Raw genomic sequence first — 17156 nt, forward strand, 5'->3', positions numbered from 1 at the left:
TCATTGAATCACCGAATGGAGAGATTTCGACATGGCAATGAACGCCAGCATCAAGTGGACCGATGGTCGCCAGTTCCTCGCTGAATCCGGCAGTGGCCATAGTGTCGTGATGGACGGTAATCCGGAAAATGGTGGCCGCAATACAGGCCCCCGCCCGATGGAGATGATGCTGATGGGGCTCGGCGGCTGCACCAGTTTTGACGTCATCCAGATTCTTGAGAAGGCACGTCAGCAGGTCACCGATTGCCATGCACAACTGACCGCAGAGCGCGCCGATACCGTGCCTAGCGTATTTACCAGGATTCACGTCAACTTCGTGGTCAGCGGTCGCAATCTGAAGGAAGCTCAGGTCAAGCGTGCCGTTGAGCTATCTGCCGAGAAGTACTGCAGCGCCTCACTGATGCTGACAGCGGGCGGCGTCGAAATCACCCACTCCTACGAAGTCGTGGACGTCGCACCCTGATCAAGTGAATGCACTCCCGTCACGACATGGCAGCATCGGGGGCGGGTTGTTGTCATCCAACGCAAGGCAGTGGACAGGCGGCAGCGGGAATTGTCACTGGCATGCCAGCCCTGCCTGTGCATAATACCCCCCTCAAACCGGTAGTCTTCTCGGTAGCTCACAGGCCATTGGCTGTGTTGTGAGCGCGACGAGACCACCTCTTCGGCCCGATGTTCATCACTCATTTTCAGACCTTGAGAGACGCATCGGATGTCATACCACCCTCCCATCTCAAGGAGGCCTGGACGTGAGCGATCAACTCCGCCTTCACGGGTTCAACAACCTCACCAGTTCGTTGAGCTTCAATATTTACGACATCTGCTATGCGCAGACCGAAGAGCAGCGTGAGGCATACATCGATTATATCGATGAGCTTTACAACGCCGAACGCCTGACCCAGATACTCAAGGATGTGACCAACATCATTGGCGCACACGTGCTGAATATCGCACGTCAGGACTATGAGCCGCACGGCGCCAGTGTGACCATCCTGATCGCCGAGCATGAGCTGGAAGAGCAGGACGCCAACCAGACTGAACCTGGCCCGGGCCCGCTGCCGGAAACGGTTGTTGGCCACCTGGACAAGTCTCACGTCACGGTGCACACCTATCCGGAGTCTCACCCGGATAACGGCATCAGCACCTTCCGTCTCGATATCGACGTATCAACCTGTGGCATGATCAGCCCGCTCAAGGCGCTGAACTATCTTATCCACAGCTTCGATTCCGACATCGTGACCATGGACTACCGTGTGCGTGGCTTCACGCGGGACGTGGATGGCAAGAAACTGTTCATCGATCACGACATCACCTCCATCCAGGATTACCTGGCGGAAGACACCAAGCGTGCCTATCAGATGGTCGATGTGAACGTGTATCAGGAAAACATGTTCCACACCAAGATGCTGCTCAAGGACTTCGAGCTGGACAACTACCTCTTCGGCACCTCGCGTCGCGAGCTGACCTTTGAGGAAGCCACCAATATCGAAGGCCGTCTGCGTCGCGAAATGCTCGAGATCTTCTACTCGCGCAACTTCGACTGATTCGCAGCGTCGATGACTGATCTACAGCATCCATTCGTCGTCAGCTGACGTGTCAAAAAAAGCCCTCGACACCATTACGGTGTCGAGGGCTTTTTCATGTCGGCTATCGACAGGAGAGGCATCCTGCCTATCGCTGCCCAACTATCACTGCCCCCATCTCCGTCTGATCCATCACTTGTCGACATCAGGCGTGTCTTTCCCCGGAGAATGCGCCTCTTGATAGCGTTGCTCCATTTCATGATGCGCTTCACGACGGAGCGCCTCACGGCGCAACTCACGCTCAGCAAGAGGCTCCCTCTGTGTTTCGGCCACTTCATCAAGGCGTACCCGCAACTCACGCACCTCGGTGGTCAGCTCGCTGATCTGATGGTAGAGCGCACGCGTCATGTCACGCTGGGCACGCGCGGCACGTGCATCTTGCTCACTACCATCCGCGATGAATATCGAACTGATATAGGCCGCGAAGCTACCGAACAGCCCTACGCCACCGACCATCAACAATACCGCGACGACTCGCCCCAGCGTGGTAATCGGATAGAAATCACCATAGCCCACGGTGGTGACAGTCACGATCGCCCACCACAGCGCCTCATCCGCCGTATTGATGGGACTATCCGGATTGGGGCTTTCCACCATCAGCATGGTGATCGCACCAAAGGCGACCAATAGCACCGTGGCAGTCGCTGCTGATGCAAAGACACCTTCGGCACGGTTGCGAAACAGCAGTCGCCAGATCATCTCCATCGACTTGATGGCGCGCAGCACGCGCAGTACCTGTACCACACGAAACAGGCGTGCCCCTTGGAACCAACCCGCCGGAATACAGGCAAGCAGATCGATCCAACCCCATTTCATGTATTCAAGCTTGCTGGGAGCACTGGCGAAGCGCTTGCAGAAGTCGATGAAAAAGAACACGCAGACCACATAGTCCATATACTGCAACAATTGCTGGACCTGTGGCGTGAGCTCGAACACGAGATCGGCCGCCATCGCGCCAATGACATAAAGCGATATCACGAGTATGAATAGCTGAAAGGGCGTGACGCGTTCCTGCATCCGTGACTCTCCGAGGATGGCTGCCAATGCGTGGCCTGATGCATCGCAGTATGCCGGTGGTTCAGAGTTTATCCAAAGCCTACCCAACTCCGTCGCTGACAGCGCAGAGATTCCCCGACGACCATCGACAGATTGTCACTCCTGCATATCGTCACTGTTGCTTGTCATCACTCCTTTAGCCATCGGGATGCACAAAGGTGGAGCGTGCACTGATGTCCTCACCACTCATGCGCTGCAACAGCTTCTTGAGCTTATGACGTTGGCGACGTGATGATAGACGACGGGAGTCCCAGTGCTCCGGCAACAGATCACAGACGCCCTCACCGTTGCGAAGCTTGAAGGAACGCTCGACGCCAATCGGGTGATCTTCACTGCCATAGATACCGATAATGCGCAGTGTCAGGCGCTGAAACTCGACCTTCTCGTGACACGGCCAGTGACCATCGAGATCTACCCCATTGCTGCGCGCGAGTCGTTCCACTACTTCGGCAAAGGTGCCGATGTGCAGAAAGTCACCGGATTGCAGCGGGCCTTGGCGAGTGGTGTCGACAATACGCATGTCACTGACCTTGACCCTCCCCTGTTGCGCAGTCTGAGAACTTTCCGCCCACGTAGACGAATGTTGAGAGGTTGAGGAGGAAGCTGAGGAAGTAGCAGACGCGGATTCATTGGCGTTGCTCTTGCCAGTGTCGTACTGGCGGCCGTCCGTGTGGTCGCCATCGGTTCCTTCGATATTGTTGCCGTGCTCATCACCTTGCTGATAGTTGCGTTCAAGCTCGGTGACATCCATCAGCAGGCTGCCGCAGTTGGTATCAAGCTGGGCCACGATATGTTCGATGAAGATCGACTCGGCACTCATGTTACTGATGATGCACAGGCTATCGATGCCCTTGCTCTTGCCGCGATTGATCAGCACACGCGGACGACGCTGGCGCCGAAAGTTGTGGTACAGCAGTTGCGCATAGACCAGCCAGATGAAAAACGAGCCGATGCTGGCAACTGCCGAGATGGTCTTTGAGTGATTCGCGACCCATTCAAGCATCCTGGCCTCCCTAGTCATGTTGATTGAAGACGTATTTACTGGGGATGGACGCACAAGATTGCGAGCATTGATGTGACGTTTAATGCGTCAGATTCATTCAAGCAGCACTGGATTCACCCAGTAATGCCTGCCAGATGGCGACGACGCGCTCACGATGCATGGCCAGCAGCGGATATTGATTCAATCGCACCAGGCTGCTGCGCTTTTCCAACGCCAAACGATGACTCGCATCACGATAGGCAAGATAGGCCTCACGCAGCTCGCTGGCCTGCTCGCCAGGCAGGCGGCCACAGGCTTCCAACGTTTCCAGCAGGCGCATGTTGTCGCTCCACTCCAGCAACGCCGGTACCTGATGGCTCATTGACAGTACGCAGTACTGGGCGAGGAATTCGATATCGACGATACCGCCGGCATCCTGCTTGAGATGGAACTGGCCAGTCTCGCGGTCCTTGGCGGTACTGCCAAGGTGGTCGCGCATCTTGTGGCGCATGGCGATGACCTCCTCACGCAGACTGACGGCATCGCGCTCACGATCCAGCACCTCTCGCCGCACCTTTTCAAACGACTTCGCCAGGGCAGGATCACCGGCCACGGCACGTGCACGTACCAACGCCTGATGCTCCCAGGTCCATGCCTGGGTGAGCTGATAGTCACGAAAAGCCGTCAGACTCGACACCAAAAGCCCCGAGTTTCCTGAGGGCCGCAGGCGCATGTCGACGTCATACAGCGCACCGGCAGGTGTCACAGCAGTGAGCAGGTGAATGACGCGCTGCCCCAGACGAGTGAAAAACAAGGGATTGTCGAGGGGCCGAGGTCCGTCCGTCTGGCCCTTGCTAGCGGCGTCATGCAGGAAGACCAGATCCAGATCCGAGCCATAACCCAGCTCGATACCGCCGAGCTTGCCATAGCCGACGATCACGAAGCTGCCACTCAAGCCATCTCCCGTGATCGACTGACCATCACGCCCAACTGGAAAACCGTGCTTGCGAGACAATGTCTTCCACGCCATCGCCAGTACCTGCTCCAACACCACCTCGGCGATGTAGGTCAGGTAATCGCTGACTTTCATCAATGGCCGAGCCCCTGCGATGTCAGATGCGGCAACGTGCAACACCTGCGCATGTCGGAACACACGCAGCGCCTCAAGCAGTGCCTCCTCATCGTCTTCGGGAATTCGTGACAGCGCGGTACGCAGCTCATTGGCGAGACGCGCCTTGTCGGCGGGCGAGTAGAGATTGTGCGGATGCAGCAACTCATCCAGCAGCACCGGATAGCGCGCCAATTGTTCCGCGATCCACGGACTGGCAGCACATAGACGCATCAGCTGAGCCAGTGCATCAGGATTCTCACGCAGCAGTGCCAGATAGGCGGTACGACGCAGCACCGCCTCGATCAAGGGCAATACGCGTTCCAACACGCGACTGGCGTCATGCTCACCAGGCTTTTCAGGATCGCCAGCAGCGGCTCCCAGCGCCTGCAGCAGCGAAGGCATCAGAGCATCAAGTCGATCACAGCCAATACGCTGCATACCCTGCACCGCTCTGGAACGACGTAGCGTATCCAGCCGCCGCAAACTCTCGGTAGGCGACTCAAAGCTGCTGTCGGCCAGCAGTGTCTCGCCTTCCTCAGTGGTCAGCTCGCCACGCCACAGCGCGCGCCATTCATCCAACGCCAGCTGACCATCAGCCGGTTCGACATCTTCATCTTCCGGTGAGGCAATCACGTTATCGAAGTGATGACGAATACGGGCACGTACGGCCTCGAGCCGTTCGTACAGGGCATCCCAATCCGTTAGCGACATGGCCAACGCAAGGCGCTCTCGACCCAGTGGGTCCAGCGGCAATGTCTGGGTCTGGCGATCCGCCTGCGCCTGCAGTGCATGTTCAAGATCACGCAGGAAGACATAATCCGGCACCAGCTCATCCACCACGGATTGCGGCAGCAACCCCAGCGCCGGCAAGCGCGCAAAGGCCTGCCGTAGCGAGGTGACCTGTAACTCCGACTCACGTCCGCCACGAATCAACTGGAAAGCCTGAGCGACAAACTCAACCTCGCGAATACCGCCAGAGCCAAGTTTGATGTTGTCAGAAAGCCCGCGGCGCTTGACCTCGCGGTTGATCATCGCCTTCATCTCACGCAGTGATTCGATGGCGCCGAAATCAAGATACTTGCGATAGACGAAGGGACGCAGATGAGCGATCAAGCGCTCGCCTGCTGTCACGCTACCGGCAACAGGACGCGCCTTGAGCATCGCGTAGCGCTCCCACTCACGCCCCTGATCCTGATAGTAACTGGCCAGCATCGAGAAGCTGCCGACCAGTGGTCCGCCATCGCCCAGCGGACGCAACCGCATGTCAACGCGGAACACGAAGCCATCAGAGGTCATCGCGTCCAGTGCTGCGATCAGCTTCTGCCCAAGGCGTGTGAAATATTCCTGATGGTCCAGTGACTTGCGGCCACCTTCGGTCTCGCCTTTATCGGGGAAGGCGAAGATAAGATCGATATCGGAGGAGAGATTGAGCTCGCCGGCACCCAGCTTTCCCATGCCCAGTACGACAAGGCGTTGTGGCTCACCGAAACGGTCCGGCGAGGGGTGGCCATAACGCGGTGCCAGCGAAGTCTCCAGCCACCCAAGCGCTCCCTCGAGCGTGACCTCGGCCAGCCGTGAGACGGCGCCGGCCGTATTCCACATTTCAGCACCATTCAGATCACGCCACACGATGCCAAGCATGCGCAGCTGTCGAAAGCGGCGCAGCACACTCTGCATCATCTTTTCGTCAGTCGCTGTTGCAAGCCCTTCGGTCAATCTTGCCGTTAGCTCAACGGCCGGCAAGGCACGCTCAAGCTCGCCACTGGCGACAAGCTCCGCCAGCAATTCAGGACGACGACACAGAGTATCGAGAGCAAAATCAGACAGCGTAACAAGCCGCCCCAGCTGGTAGCGCTGCGCCTCATCGAGCGTAGTAAAGGCCGTCAGCGGCGATGTCTCATGACCTCGCATCTCGCTGAGATCACGGGCTTGCGCCAGACTGTCATTGAGACGCTCAAGTGCGCTGTGGACGGCGCTTTCAAGAATCGCGCGACTCTCTTCAGACTGCTCGGAAAGCAGTGATGACAGCGGAAAGAAATCAGCGGACAGCAATTGGCGGGACTGTGCGGGGGCGGGCTGGGGCATGGTCGTCTCCTTCGATCCAGCCCTCAGCATAACGGAGGCCGCCGGCACATGACATGTGCTGAATGTCGTGTGCCGGCGTTATCTTTGCGACGACATGAGGGCCTGCCGAACAAGGGTCAACCGAACAGCTTGTCGTACAGCAGCATGCCCCACGTCAGGCCCGCAAAAATCAGGCTGATCATCACTGCCGCCGACCCAAGATCCTTGGCGCGTCCAGATAACTCATGGAACTCGGGACCGATGCGATCAATCGCGGACTCCACCGCCGAATTGAGCAGCTCGACCATCAATACGATCAAGCTGGAGCCCACTAGCAGCAGCCATTCGACATGTGAGTCACCAATCCACCAGGCGAACGGCAGGAGCAACGCACACAGTACCAACTCCTGCCGGAAGGCCTCCTCGTTTCGCCAGGCAGCCTTGAGTCCTTTCAACGAGTAACGCGTGGAATGTTTGAGGTGGGTCAAGCCGGTATGACGTGATTTCATCTTCATTTCTCGTGCGGAGGCAGAATGAATCGCTGCGCAGGGCCGGTTTCAAGATCGGTTTTCAAGGGGGCCTTTCAAGACCAGAGACTACCCGGAGCCTGGTGATCGAGCATGCTCCAAGACAAAACGGTACGTGATAATGGCGGCGATGATAGCAAAGCTGAGGCGACAAGATATCCGCAGTGCTGCCCGTGGCTCCGATCCAACAATAACAAGGTATCGAAACGGATATCGCCCATGAATCCCACGCCTCGTGGAGGCCGTCAGACGCTTGGCTATGGACTGACTCGCAACTTCCTCGGACAGTCGCCACGCTGGCACAAGCAACTGATGTGCCTATTTTTGATCACCAAACCGCTACTGCTGTGGCTCAGCGGGCCACTGGTCGGCCTGATGACGGCACGCAGCGTCATTCAAGTGATACACGCCAGGCGGGGTGGCACCAAACCAATCATCGCAAGCGTTGCGTCGTTGTCATCCCAATGTCGGAGTCACACGCCTTCCCCGTAACGCGCCTTGCAGGCAAGGTGAGGTAGGGCGTCGACGCTGGACACCCAATGATTGTCACCCATCGGCACGCCGCCAGATAAAGACACTGCCAAGGAATCGGAGAACGCCATGTCACGCGCACTAATGCTGCACGAAGATGCCCCCCGGGCCCGAGTCATCGAACTCGAGGATACCCAGTTGCCAGACCTGCCAGTCACGGTGGCCATCGAGCGCTCCGGCCTCAACTACAAGGATGCGCTCGCCATCACCGGGCGCGGCAAGATCGTACGTGAGCTGCCCTTCGTACCCGGCATTGATCTGGCAGGCCGCGTGGTGGCCTCCGATTCATCGGACTATCAGGTCGGTGACGAGGTCATCTTGACTGGCTGGGGCGTGGGTGAGCGCCATTGGGGCGGGCTGGCCGAGCGCATGCGCGTCAAGCCCGAGTGGCTGGTAGCACGCCCTGAGGGCATGAGTGCCGAACAGGCCATGGCCTTCGGGACTGCCGGCCTGACTGCCATGCTGTGCGTGATGCGTCTCGAAGAGGCAGGACTGACACCAGAACAAGGGCCTGTGCTGGTGACTGGTGCTACTGGCGGTGTCGGCAGTTGGGCAGTGCAGATGCTCGCGCAGCAGGGGTTTGAGGTGCATGCCGTCAGCGGCAAGGCCGAGCAACGCGAGTGGTTGATGTCGTTGGGCGCGCATGAGGTACACCAGCGCAGCGACTTCGAAGCCAAGGGTCGGGCTCTAGAGAAGAGTCGCTGGGCGGGTGCCGTAGACACCGCAGGCGGGCAGGTACTCGCCAACGTACTGGCACAGATGCACTACGACGGCAAGGTCGCGGCAGTGGGCCTGGCAGCAGGCGCAGATCTCCCCACCAGCGTGATGCCCTTCATCCTGCGTGGCGTGTCGCTACTCGGCGTGGATAGCGTGATGATCAACGCCCAGCGTCGCCAACAAGTCTGGCAGCGCCTGGCGGCATTACCGGCCACTATGCATTCACGGATGCAATTGGAAACAGTAGGGCTGAATGATCTGGCGGAGCGGGCCGAGGCCATGCTCGACGGCACCACCAGTGGCCGTGTTCTTCTTGACCCTTCGCGCTGAGTCGGCATTCAAACGAATGTCCCATGAGAAAAGTGGCATCTTCCGGCCAGAGATTGACCCAAGTCATTGATTGTTGCGGTGCAATACGGGGTTTGGCGTTAGCCATCGAGGCCACACAACGCTATGCTCTAGACATCTCGTTGCGCCCTGTCGAGCGTCCCGAGTGCCCTCCCCTCAGCCATGCCGGGCGTGTGGAGGACCACCCCGCCTTCGGGCGGGGTTTTTTGTGTCTGTCTGTCACGAATTGGCCGTACAACTGCTGCCTAAAGCCCCAGACGAAGACACCCCGCCAGAGGCGAGGTGTCTTCATTGATCACATGGCTTTCCGTCAGACTGTGTGTCGATGGATACAACGGCTCAGGCCACAAAGCCAGACAACCGAGCCAGCCGATCGCCTCGCCTGTAGCTGAGGGGTCAGTTGCGCTCGATCATCGCCGTCAGGTCCTCGGCGACCGGATCCAGCACCTGCGGCCAGGAGAGGTATGGCACGGCAGCACGGCCGTTGACCATGACCGCGAAGGCGCCCCAACGGCCACTCTTGCCACGGAAGTAACCCGAGATGGCACGCACCGGCACCGGCTGATTCAAGGTACCTGTCTTGACCATCACGTTGTTGCGGAAGGTCTCGCTTCCCCGGCGGATGAAGCGCATCGGACCATTGGTGGGTGCCTGCATACCCGCCACGAAGGTAGGGAACAGCGCCGCCCGATGATACATGCTGTCGAGCAGTGCGATCAGTCCATTGACACTGGTGCGGTTTTGCGAGGTCAGGCCACTGCCGGAATACATGGTCAGCGGACCGTGATTCGGAATCGCACTCGCGAAGGTCTCGAGCTTGGCACCGCCTTGACGCAGCGTTGCCTGACTACCCCCCACCAGCGCCAGCGTCAGCTGATCCGCCATGAAGTTGTTGGAGTAGTTGAGCATGCGCGTCAGCAGCTCCTGCATCGGCTTGCCTTCGACACTGCCCAACTGGGTAGCGCTTGACGGCGGAGCAGTAGAGGTCAAATCCACTCCCCCGGTCACGTCGATACCTGCGCGTGACAGCATGTCACGCATCAGATGGCCGGTATAAAGCGCCGGATTTGATACCGCACGATAGATACTGCGCGGCTGACTATCGGCAGCGATCGTACCGCTGACCACCAGGGTGTCACGACCGTTGCTCGTCGTGCGGCGTGCATTGATGGCGTTCTTGCCACCGGCGGCTACGGTAGTGACCTGATTATCGAATGCCTCTGCCGGTTGCGTCATATCACAGCTGGCCAGTTGCGCCGGTGCCTGGCTGCCCACGCCAGGCAAGACCTTCACACACCAGCTGGCATAGTTACTGGCAGCCGATGACAGCAATGCGTCATAGGCATTGCTGGAGCGACGCGACGCGTTGCAGCGATCAGTACTGATGCAAGGCACCGGACCAAAGCGCCACTGGCTGACCAGCAGACGGCCATTGATGCGACGAATACCACGGAAGCGCAGCTCCTCCGTGAGACGCCACAGCTCCTCGCTGGTCAGTGCTGGATCACCACTGCCTTCCAGTACCAGATCACCGTTCAATACACCATCGCTGACGGTTCCGGTGCTACGCAGCCGGGTAGAGAAGCGATATTGCGGCCCGAAGCGGTCCAACGAAGCTGCCGCGATATAGAGCTTGGAAACCGAGGCCGGCGTGAGCTGCAGTGCAGGATTGACCGACGCCAGCGTCTCACCACTATCCAGCATGCGCGCCTGGGCACTTACGATAAATCCTTTATCGGCGAGGCGAGCCAGGTTATCAAAGCCGGCGGCTGTCGCCTGTCCGGCTGCAAACAGTGCGGCACCAGTCCCCAGCGATAGCGTTAACCAGCGCAGGGAGCGCGCGAGGTGGCGGGACAGATCACGTGCCGGCGCAACAAGCACTGGCAGTATTGCACGCGGCAGCGCAGAGGAAAGTGCAGAGGGAAGTAAGGGCATTAGGCATCCAGTGACGTCGTCGGTGAGCATCCATGTCACAGCCCTGATGGCGCCGTGATGCCCCCTAGCTTAATGAGGACTGGCGCTGGAAAACAGATGCAGGATGGCGACACCGCCCACAATCATCGCCAGACCCAGTATCGCCGGCAGGTCCGGAACCTCTCGATAGACGACGACACCGAACAGAGTGACCAGCACGATACCCAGCCCGGACCACACCGCATAGGTCACGCCCAGCGGTAGATCACGTAGTACCAGCGTCAACAGATAGAACGACACCCCATACCCCAGGACCACGACGAGACTGGGGCCGAGTCGCGAAAAGGACTCGGAGGCCTTCAAGGCACTGGTCGCGATAACCTCGGCCAGAATCGCCAGCACAAGAAATACATAGGTCATGTCATCACCCCCGGTTTACCAGTATTGGGTCGTCCTGATGCCTGGCCGCCGTGCGGTCCATGCGATATTTCATGACGGCATCAAACACCGAATTGAAGATCAGCGCCCAGACGAGAAAGAAGATCACGAAGCCAAGGTCCAGCAACAGTGCCTGCCATAGGCCGATATCCAGCCAGGCCGCCACGATGAAGACCGTCACCACCACCAGCCCCGCCTCGAACCCCAGTGCCTGAAGCACTCGCTGTCCGAAGGAGCGGGTGCGCGTCGGCACCCATCGATCAAACAACCAGTTCCAGGCAATGCTCCAGATCACGGCAAGTGAGGACATCATGATGGCCAGTGTGCCCATGCTCGCCAGATCGTGCCCCGTCACCAATACCGACAGCGGCGCCACGATCACGATACCGCCCAGTTCCAGCAATCCCGCCTGTGCCAGTCGCTCTTTTTTTGAACGCATGACGCTTGCTCCTTTCGACATTCACATGTGATGCCATGTGGCTGTGCTATGTGAATATGTCAGGCATTCTAAAGGGATTGGAGATGGATAAAAGTTAGTACCCATCTGATAATCAGATAGATATCACTGGGAGGTCAGCATATGAACTGGACGCTGGAACAGCTGATGACGCTACGCTGCGTCGCTGAGACAGGCTCTTTTTCAGCGGCCGCACGACGACTGGGTCGTGCCCAATCTGCCGTCAGTACCGCTATCGCCAATCTTGAGCTGGACCTGGGATGTGAGCTGTTTGATCGCAGCCCACGCACCCCTCGCCTGACCCCCGCAGGCGAGGCACTATTGCACGAAGCCGACAGTGTGCTGGCTCAGTGCCAGCGACTTGAAGCGCGCGCACGCACCCTGAGTCAGGGGCAGGAAGCGAGCCTGACCCTGGCCATCGATGAAGCGTTGGTGGAAATGCCGCCCGTGATGGCGGTTCTGGAGCGTCTGGCCGTGCACTACCCAAGCCTGACGCTGACACTGCTCAATGGCGCGCAGGATGAGGTATCACAGTGGGTTGAGCAGCACCGTGCCAATCTCGGCATCATGTTTCGCCAACCCTTGAGCGCCATGGCACTGGAGCGCGAACCCTTGGGCCGCCTGGAGCAGGTATTGATCGTCGCCAAGGACCACCCATTGGCAAGCATCGAAGCACCCAGCCCCAGTGATCTGGCCAGCCATCGACAGTTGATGATCGCCCAACGTCAGCAGATTGACAGTGAGCTGGGTAATACCCCGCCACAGGCGCAGCGCTTCTGGCAGCTCAATAGCTTCTATGCCATGGCAGAACTGGCAACCCGAGGACTGGGGTGGGCGCAGGTACCGCGTCATATCGCGGGTTACCCGCCCTTTCAGGCTCGCCTGGCCCTGTTGGATGTCGGTCCATTGGGCGCGGCATCCGACATCGACATCGAGCTTATCTCGCGCCGAGACAGTCCACGCGGCCCCGCCGCCAGCTGGTTGCGCCAGTCACTACGCAGCGCTTTCAGAGATAGTAGTGCGCTCAGAGAACACAACGCCCCCCTACTCGCTGGCTCATCAATGCCTTGAGATCACATCAGGCATTGACGTCTTGTGCAGATGAAGGAGTGTGCGACAAGGGAGCCGGCGACAGGGTCGGCTTCCAATGCACGTTGTCAAAGCGCGAGAGGATAGCGTGCTGGCGTGTGCTCAAGCTGGCAGACAAGTCGCCATAATGTCTGACCGGATTCGTGATACTTACGCTCAAAGTGGGTCAGATAGTCATTCTGTGGCACGAAAGGCAGCGCGCTGACCTCGATACCAGTCGCATGCCCAACGGCCAGAGCGAACTCCCGCGCGTAAATATCCCAATTGGTTCGCAATTCCAGTTGGCCGCCCAGTGCCATGATGATGGGAAAGACGGGATGGCCCTGCCAGCGCATCTTCAGATGGCGCGCCTTGGGGTAGGGATTGGGATACAGCAGGGTGTGATGGGTCGGTGCCCACCCCGCGGCTAGTGCCAGGCGCCAGAAGTCCACCAGATCAGCACGGACCAACCGCGCATTGTCGGGTAGTTCACCGTGCTTGCGACTCAGACGATCTTCACTACGGTCCACTCCTATCACGGCATGATCCGGATAGGTCAGCGCCAGTTGGCGCGTGGAACGCCCGACACCACAGCCGCTATCTAGCCACAGAGGCTTGTTCTGGGCCGACAACCATTGATCAGCTTGCGCAAATGCCTCACGGGTATGGTCTGCGACAGGCTTACGCAGTGGATGTGACATGGCGCGCTGTACTCGCCTCTCGAGGTCGTCGTGAGGTCCGGACTGCGGGGAGTCGATCTGGCGGGAGTTGGCGTACATCAGGAATTCCGGTGGCAAACAGGCGGGAAAGTCGCAAGGGGATTCTACCAGATGCCTTGCGACGTGATCCGTCCGGCTATCACGTGAGTCACATGTACCTCTCGAAACCTCGGTTCAAGACGCAAAAAAGGCGCAAGCCAAAAGGCATGCGCCGACACCAACTCTAGCGACTCAAACAGCATATGCAGCATGACAGTAGGCCTCGAATAAATCAAACATACGTTTAATCACTCTTTGTTTGCGAGGGTATCCCAATGGTAGAAAGACATGTGAGAACACAGAGATATCGCACAGTGTTCGCAGCAAGCCCTTGCTACTGCCACAGCGCAGACACAGGGCGTGCATGACGCCTGTATTAAGGGGGTGTTATCATCTCGCCATCATTTGGACGAATACCCGTAGAGGTATCGCCCAGACCAACGACTCACAGTATTTTTCACGAGGAAAGCGGCTTGTCACACTTACCGGTGATCGTCGGCATGGGCGGAGTCAATGCCGCCGGCAGAACTTCGGGTCATCAAGCCTTTCGGCGCACGGTGCTCGATTCCCTGCCGGAGACAGACCGCCAGGAGACCCTACTCGGCCTCGCATCGCTCATGAATCTTGCCCGTTGTGATGATCAGGGCCAGTGGTTCGATGCCGAGGGCCAGCCTGCCGATACCGAGGCGCTCGTCTCGCGTCTGGCAGACCAGGTTCTGGCGCATACGCTGATCCGCCGTATCGAAGATGAACGCTTCAACGCGGCTGGCATTCCTGCCAGTCGTCAGTCGCGTCTGACACTCGAGCAAGATCTCACCTTCACTCTGCGTAGCCGCCAGCTACCAGAGCAGCCGCCGGCTGACTGGAAGGTTCGCAAACTGGATAACCGTCACGTCGAGGTCACGGTGCCGGCCGGCGAATTCGATGTACTGCTACCTGATCGCCGCCAGGCACTGGTACGAGCCGCAGGTCAGCTCCCCAGCGGCTTTGCCCCTGAACAGCTATATCGCAGCGTGCACCATCCTCGTGGCCTCTCGATGACCATCTTTGGCGCCAGTGACTGTCTCGGTGATAGCGGCCTGGACTGGGACGTCCTGCGCGATAGCCTCGACCCGGATGAAATTGCCGTCTATGCGGGCAATTCCATCGGACAGATGGATGCCGAGGGCTGGGGTGGCCTGATGAAGTCCTTCGTCTCCGGCGAGCGTGCCACATCCAAGCAGATGCCGCTGGGGTATGCACAGATGCCCGCCGACTTCCTCAATGCGTATGTATTGGGCAATGTCGGTGGTGCTGGCGCAGCCCTCGGTGCATGTGCCAGCTTCCTCTATAACCTCAAGCTGGGCCTCAACGATATTCGCAGCGGTCGACGTCGCGTCGTGATGGTGGGCACTGCTGATGCTCCCATCACGCCGGAAGTCATTGAGGGCTTCCGCAGCATGGGCGCACTGGCGGATGATGAGAGCCTCAAGGCACTCGATGCGCTGGAAGTGTTGACCGACAGTGACTATCAAAAAGCGTGCCGCCCCTTCGCGCGCAACTGCGGCTTCACCATTGCGGAATCGACCCAATTCCTGATTCTGATGGCGGATGACCTGGCACTTGAGATGGGCGCACGCATTCTTGGTAGCGTGCCGGATGTGTTCATCAATGCTGATGGCTGGAAGCGCTCCATCTCGGCACCAGGTGTCGGTAACTACATTACTCTGAGCAAAGCCGTCTCGCTGGCGCGCAGCATCGTCGGTGACGAGGGCGTGCGTCTGCGCAGTTTCGTGCATGCACATGCGACCTCCACCCCGAAGAATCGCACCACCGAATCCCATGTGCTGGATGAAGTGGCGCGCGCACATGGTATCGATGCGTGGCCAGTCGTGGCCGTCAAAGCTTTCGTTGGACACAGCCAGGGTAGTGCCGCCGGTGATCAGACTGCGTCGGCCCTCGGTAGCTTCGCCAATGGCGTTCTGCCGGGTATCCCGACACTGGATGCTATCGCCGATGACGTGCACCACGAGCATCTCGACCTGCGTCGCGAGCAGCGTGAATTCACCGCCGACGTCGCCTTCATCAATGCCAAGGGCTTCGGTGGCAACAATGCCAGTGGCGTCGTGCTCTCTGCTGACGTGACACTGCGTCTACTGGAAGCACGCCACGGCAAGCCGGCACTGGCGGCCTGGCGTGAACGTAGCGACACCTGTGAAGCGCGTCGTGCCAACTACCTGTCCAAAGCGCAGCGAGGCGAATTCAAGCCTACCTATCGCTTTGGCGAAGGCGTGCTGGAAGGCCCTGAGCTTGAGATCAGCGATACCGAGATCCGTATCCCGGGCTACGCGCGCGCAGTATCACTCAAGGCTGACAATCCCTTCGGCTCGCTATAATAGTCGCAGTCCATTTTCCCTCGTACTTCTGGCAACGGCAGCCCGAGGGGATCTACACTCGGCAGTAGTCGAAATGATGCGTGAGTCACGGGTTCGTGAATTCACGAATCAAGCTCCTCCGGCTCCTCATCTGCCGTCGTCCACTGCAGCATGGAGTTTGACTATCCTGCTGCTGACAGAACACGAGTTCGTCATGCCCAAGAATATTGCCGTCTACCCAGGCACCTTCGACCCGATCACCAACGGTCATACTGACCTGATCGAACGTGGCGCACGTCTTTTCGACAAGATAGTGGTGGCGGTGGCTTGCAGCCCCGGCAAACAACCAGCTTTGCCGTTGGACATGCGCATCGATCTGACACGCCAGATTCTCGCGCATCTCGATAACGTCGAAGTCATTGGCTTCAGCTGCCTGCTGACAGAACTGCTTGATCAGCAAAATGCGCGTATTATTCTGCGCGGCCTGCGTGCAGTCTCCGATTTCGAGTACGAGTTGCAGCTAGCCAACATGAATCGGGTCCAGGCACCGCATGTTGAAAGCCTGTTCCTGACCCCGGAATTAGAGAACTCCTATATTTCATCGACTATCGTGCGCGAAATCTCACGACATGGCGGTGACGTGTCACGCCTGGTACATCCGATAGTGGCCGAAGCACTTGCTCGCCACTTCAACCCAAGCGACGACACAGCCACAAGCTGAGGACATCATCATGGCCCTGATCATCACTGATGAATGCATCAACTGCGACGTCTGCGAGCCAGAATGTCCTAACGGCGCCATCTCGCCGGGTGAAGAGATCTATATCATCGACCCGGATCTGTGCACCGAATGTGTGGGCCATTTTGACGAGCCACAATGTCAGCAGGTGTGTCCTGTCGATTGCATTCCGCTCGATCCGGCGCACAAGGAAAGTCAGGACGAGCTGATGGACAAGTACCACATCATTACCGAAGCACTGGGCAACTGATTCCCCGCCTGAGGCCATGACTCCTCTGGCTCCGCTGCCATGTGTAAAATGCTGCCGTTTCGATCTGGTGTAATGCCAGGTTGAAACGGCAGTGTGCTGTCAGGCATTACAATAATAATTAAAATCAGCAGCTTGCTGACGCATTGATTGAGAACTTCAGCACTCGAAGCTCAAAAGGTTATTTCCTGTTAGCACAATGTAACCAATCTAATCTATCCTGTAGCCACCAGTCACGGAACGCACTCCTCGTGCGCATGGA

At 58.4% G+C, this 17156-nt stretch carries 16 protein-coding genes; 8 read left to right on the forward strand and 8 right to left on the reverse strand.

Features of this window, described 5'->3' with window-relative positions; translation table 11 throughout:
• Positions 1 to 37 precede the first annotated feature (37 nt).
• Together GQR90_RS15240 and speD are read left to right on the forward strand one after the other, a co-directional pair.
• Entirely contained in the window at positions 38 to 463 is a 426-nt protein-coding gene (locus GQR90_RS15240; RefSeq protein WP_158775590.1) for an OsmC family protein, read from the forward strand.
• Between the two features lie 286 nt (positions 464 to 749).
• Positions 750 to 1544 (forward strand): adenosylmethionine decarboxylase, encoded by a 795-nt coding sequence (gene speD, locus GQR90_RS15245; RefSeq protein ID WP_158774843.1) that lies wholly within the window; start codon positions 750 to 752, stop codon positions 1542 to 1544.
• A 171-nt stretch (positions 1545 to 1715) separates the two neighbouring features.
• Here speD and GQR90_RS15250 read toward each other — a convergent pair whose 3' ends face one another.
• The 4 genes from GQR90_RS15250 to GQR90_RS15265 all read right to left on the reverse strand — a co-directional run bounded on the left by GQR90_RS15250 (position 1716) and on the right by GQR90_RS15265 (position 7305).
• A complete protein-coding gene (locus tag GQR90_RS15250) occupies positions 1716 to 2600 on the reverse strand; it encodes an ion transporter (protein WP_158774844.1) in 885 nt (294 codons plus the stop codon).
• A gap of 175 nt (positions 2601 to 2775) precedes the next feature.
• Positions 2776 to 3642 (reverse strand): hypothetical protein, encoded by an 867-nt coding sequence (locus GQR90_RS15255; RefSeq protein ID WP_158774845.1) that lies wholly within the window; start codon positions 3640 to 3642, stop codon positions 2776 to 2778.
• A gap of 97 nt (positions 3643 to 3739) precedes the next feature.
• The gene (gene glnE, locus GQR90_RS15260; RefSeq protein ID WP_158774846.1) at positions 3740 to 6817 is read right to left on the reverse strand and encodes a bifunctional [glutamate--ammonia ligase]-adenylyl-L-tyrosine phosphorylase/[glutamate--ammonia-ligase] adenylyltransferase; all 3078 of its coding nucleotides are present in this window, start codon (positions 6815 to 6817) and stop codon (positions 3740 to 3742) included.
• 116 nt (positions 6818 to 6933) lie between these two features.
• Entirely contained in the window at positions 6934 to 7305 is a 372-nt protein-coding gene (locus tag GQR90_RS15265; RefSeq protein WP_158774847.1) for a diacylglycerol kinase, read from the reverse strand.
• A gap of 237 nt (positions 7306 to 7542) precedes the next feature.
• On the opposite strand from GQR90_RS15265, the gene GQR90_RS15270 reads away from it, so the two are divergent.
• Together GQR90_RS15270 and GQR90_RS15275 are read left to right on the forward strand one after the other, a co-directional pair.
• Entirely contained in the window at positions 7543 to 7815 is a 273-nt protein-coding gene (locus GQR90_RS15270) for a hypothetical protein (RefSeq protein ID WP_158774848.1), read from the forward strand.
• A gap of 108 nt (positions 7816 to 7923) precedes the next feature.
• Complete coding sequence (locus GQR90_RS15275) at positions 7924 to 8901, forward strand: MDR family oxidoreductase (protein ID WP_158774849.1); 978 nt, start codon at positions 7924 to 7926, stop codon at positions 8899 to 8901.
• A 414-nt stretch (positions 8902 to 9315) separates the two neighbouring features.
• Here GQR90_RS15275 and dacB read toward each other — a convergent pair whose 3' ends face one another.
• The 3 genes from dacB to GQR90_RS15290 all read right to left on the reverse strand — a co-directional run bounded on the left by dacB (position 9316) and on the right by GQR90_RS15290 (position 11710).
• Positions 9316 to 10854 carry a D-alanyl-D-alanine carboxypeptidase/D-alanyl-D-alanine endopeptidase gene (dacB, locus tag GQR90_RS15280; protein WP_158774850.1) on the reverse strand — a complete coding sequence of 513 codons (1539 nt, stop codon included), beginning with the start codon at positions 10852 to 10854 and terminating at the stop codon, positions 9316 to 9318.
• Between the two features lie 69 nt (positions 10855 to 10923).
• Positions 10924 to 11253, reverse strand: a complete 330-nt coding sequence (locus GQR90_RS15285) for a DMT family transporter (protein WP_158774851.1) — start codon at positions 11251 to 11253, stop codon at positions 10924 to 10926.
• Positions 11254 to 11257: 4 nt separating this feature from the next.
• Positions 11258 to 11710 carry a PACE efflux transporter gene (locus GQR90_RS15290; RefSeq protein ID WP_158774852.1) on the reverse strand — a complete coding sequence of 151 codons (453 nt, stop codon included), beginning with the start codon at positions 11708 to 11710 and terminating at the stop codon, positions 11258 to 11260.
• Positions 11711 to 11851: 141 nt separating this feature from the next.
• On the opposite strand from GQR90_RS15290, the gene GQR90_RS15295 reads away from it, so the two are divergent.
• Positions 11852 to 12799, forward strand: coding sequence for a LysR family transcriptional regulator (locus GQR90_RS15295; protein WP_158774853.1), 948 nt, complete (start codon positions 11852 to 11854; stop codon positions 12797 to 12799).
• A gap of 86 nt (positions 12800 to 12885) precedes the next feature.
• Here GQR90_RS15295 and trmB read toward each other — a convergent pair whose 3' ends face one another.
• A complete protein-coding gene (gene trmB / locus GQR90_RS15300; RefSeq protein WP_158774854.1) occupies positions 12886 to 13575 on the reverse strand; it encodes a tRNA (guanine(46)-N(7))-methyltransferase TrmB in 690 nt (229 codons plus the stop codon).
• A 479-nt stretch (positions 13576 to 14054) separates the two neighbouring features.
• On the opposite strand from trmB, the gene GQR90_RS15305 reads away from it, so the two are divergent.
• From GQR90_RS15305 to GQR90_RS15315, 3 genes are all read left to right on the forward strand, one after another.
• Positions 14055 to 15929 (forward strand): beta-ketoacyl synthase, encoded by a 1875-nt coding sequence (locus GQR90_RS15305; RefSeq protein WP_158775592.1) that lies wholly within the window; start codon positions 14055 to 14057, stop codon positions 15927 to 15929.
• A gap of 193 nt (positions 15930 to 16122) precedes the next feature.
• Positions 16123 to 16629, forward strand: a complete 507-nt coding sequence (gene coaD / locus GQR90_RS15310) for a pantetheine-phosphate adenylyltransferase (RefSeq protein ID WP_158774855.1) — start codon at positions 16123 to 16125, stop codon at positions 16627 to 16629.
• A 10-nt stretch (positions 16630 to 16639) separates the two neighbouring features.
• Entirely contained in the window at positions 16640 to 16897 is a 258-nt protein-coding gene (locus tag GQR90_RS15315) for a YfhL family 4Fe-4S dicluster ferredoxin (RefSeq protein WP_024951774.1), read from the forward strand.
• Positions 16898 to 17156: the final 259 nt, after the last annotated feature.

This window comes from Cobetia sp. L2A1 (assembly GCF_009796845.1).
Lineage (GTDB): Bacteria > Pseudomonadota > Gammaproteobacteria > Pseudomonadales > Halomonadaceae > Cobetia.

Bases quoted from the DNA above. Each gene is read 5' to 3' on its own strand.
- GQR90_RS15295 (WP_158774853.1), top strand. From the start codon at position 11,852: ATGAACTGGACGCTGGAACAGCTGATGACGCTACGCTGCGTCGCTGAG.
- glnE (WP_158774846.1), bottom strand. From the start codon at position 6,817: ATGCCCCAGCCCGCCCCCGCACAGTCCCGCCAATTGCTGTCCGCTGAT.
- trmB (WP_158774854.1), bottom strand. From the start codon at position 13,575: ATGTACGCCAACTCCCGCCAGATCGACTCCCCGCAGTCCGGACCTCAC.
- GQR90_RS15240 (WP_158775590.1), top strand. From the start codon at position 38: ATGAACGCCAGCATCAAGTGGACCGATGGTCGCCAGTTCCTCGCTGAA.
- GQR90_RS15250 (WP_158774844.1), bottom strand. From the start codon at position 2,600: ATGCAGGAACGCGTCACGCCCTTTCAGCTATTCATACTCGTGATATCG.
- GQR90_RS15305 (WP_158775592.1), top strand. From the start codon at position 14,055: ATGGGCGGAGTCAATGCCGCCGGCAGAACTTCGGGTCATCAAGCCTTT.
- GQR90_RS15315 (WP_024951774.1), top strand. From the start codon at position 16,640: ATGGCCCTGATCATCACTGATGAATGCATCAACTGCGACGTCTGCGAG.
- GQR90_RS15255 (WP_158774845.1), bottom strand. From the start codon at position 3,642: ATGCTTGAATGGGTCGCGAATCACTCAAAGACCATCTCGGCAGTTGCC.
- GQR90_RS15265 (WP_158774847.1), bottom strand. From the start codon at position 7,305: ATGAAATCACGTCATACCGGCTTGACCCACCTCAAACATTCCACGCGT.
- coaD (WP_158774855.1), top strand. From the start codon at position 16,123: ATGCCCAAGAATATTGCCGTCTACCCAGGCACCTTCGACCCGATCACC.
- GQR90_RS15290 (WP_158774852.1), bottom strand. From the start codon at position 11,710: ATGCGTTCAAAAAAAGAGCGACTGGCACAGGCGGGATTGCTGGAACTG.
- GQR90_RS15270 (WP_158774848.1), top strand. From the start codon at position 7,543: ATGAATCCCACGCCTCGTGGAGGCCGTCAGACGCTTGGCTATGGACTG.
- GQR90_RS15275 (WP_158774849.1), top strand. From the start codon at position 7,924: ATGTCACGCGCACTAATGCTGCACGAAGATGCCCCCCGGGCCCGAGTC.
- GQR90_RS15285 (WP_158774851.1), bottom strand. From the start codon at position 11,253: ATGACCTATGTATTTCTTGTGCTGGCGATTCTGGCCGAGGTTATCGCG.
- dacB (WP_158774850.1), bottom strand. From the start codon at position 10,854: ATGCCCTTACTTCCCTCTGCACTTTCCTCTGCGCTGCCGCGTGCAATA.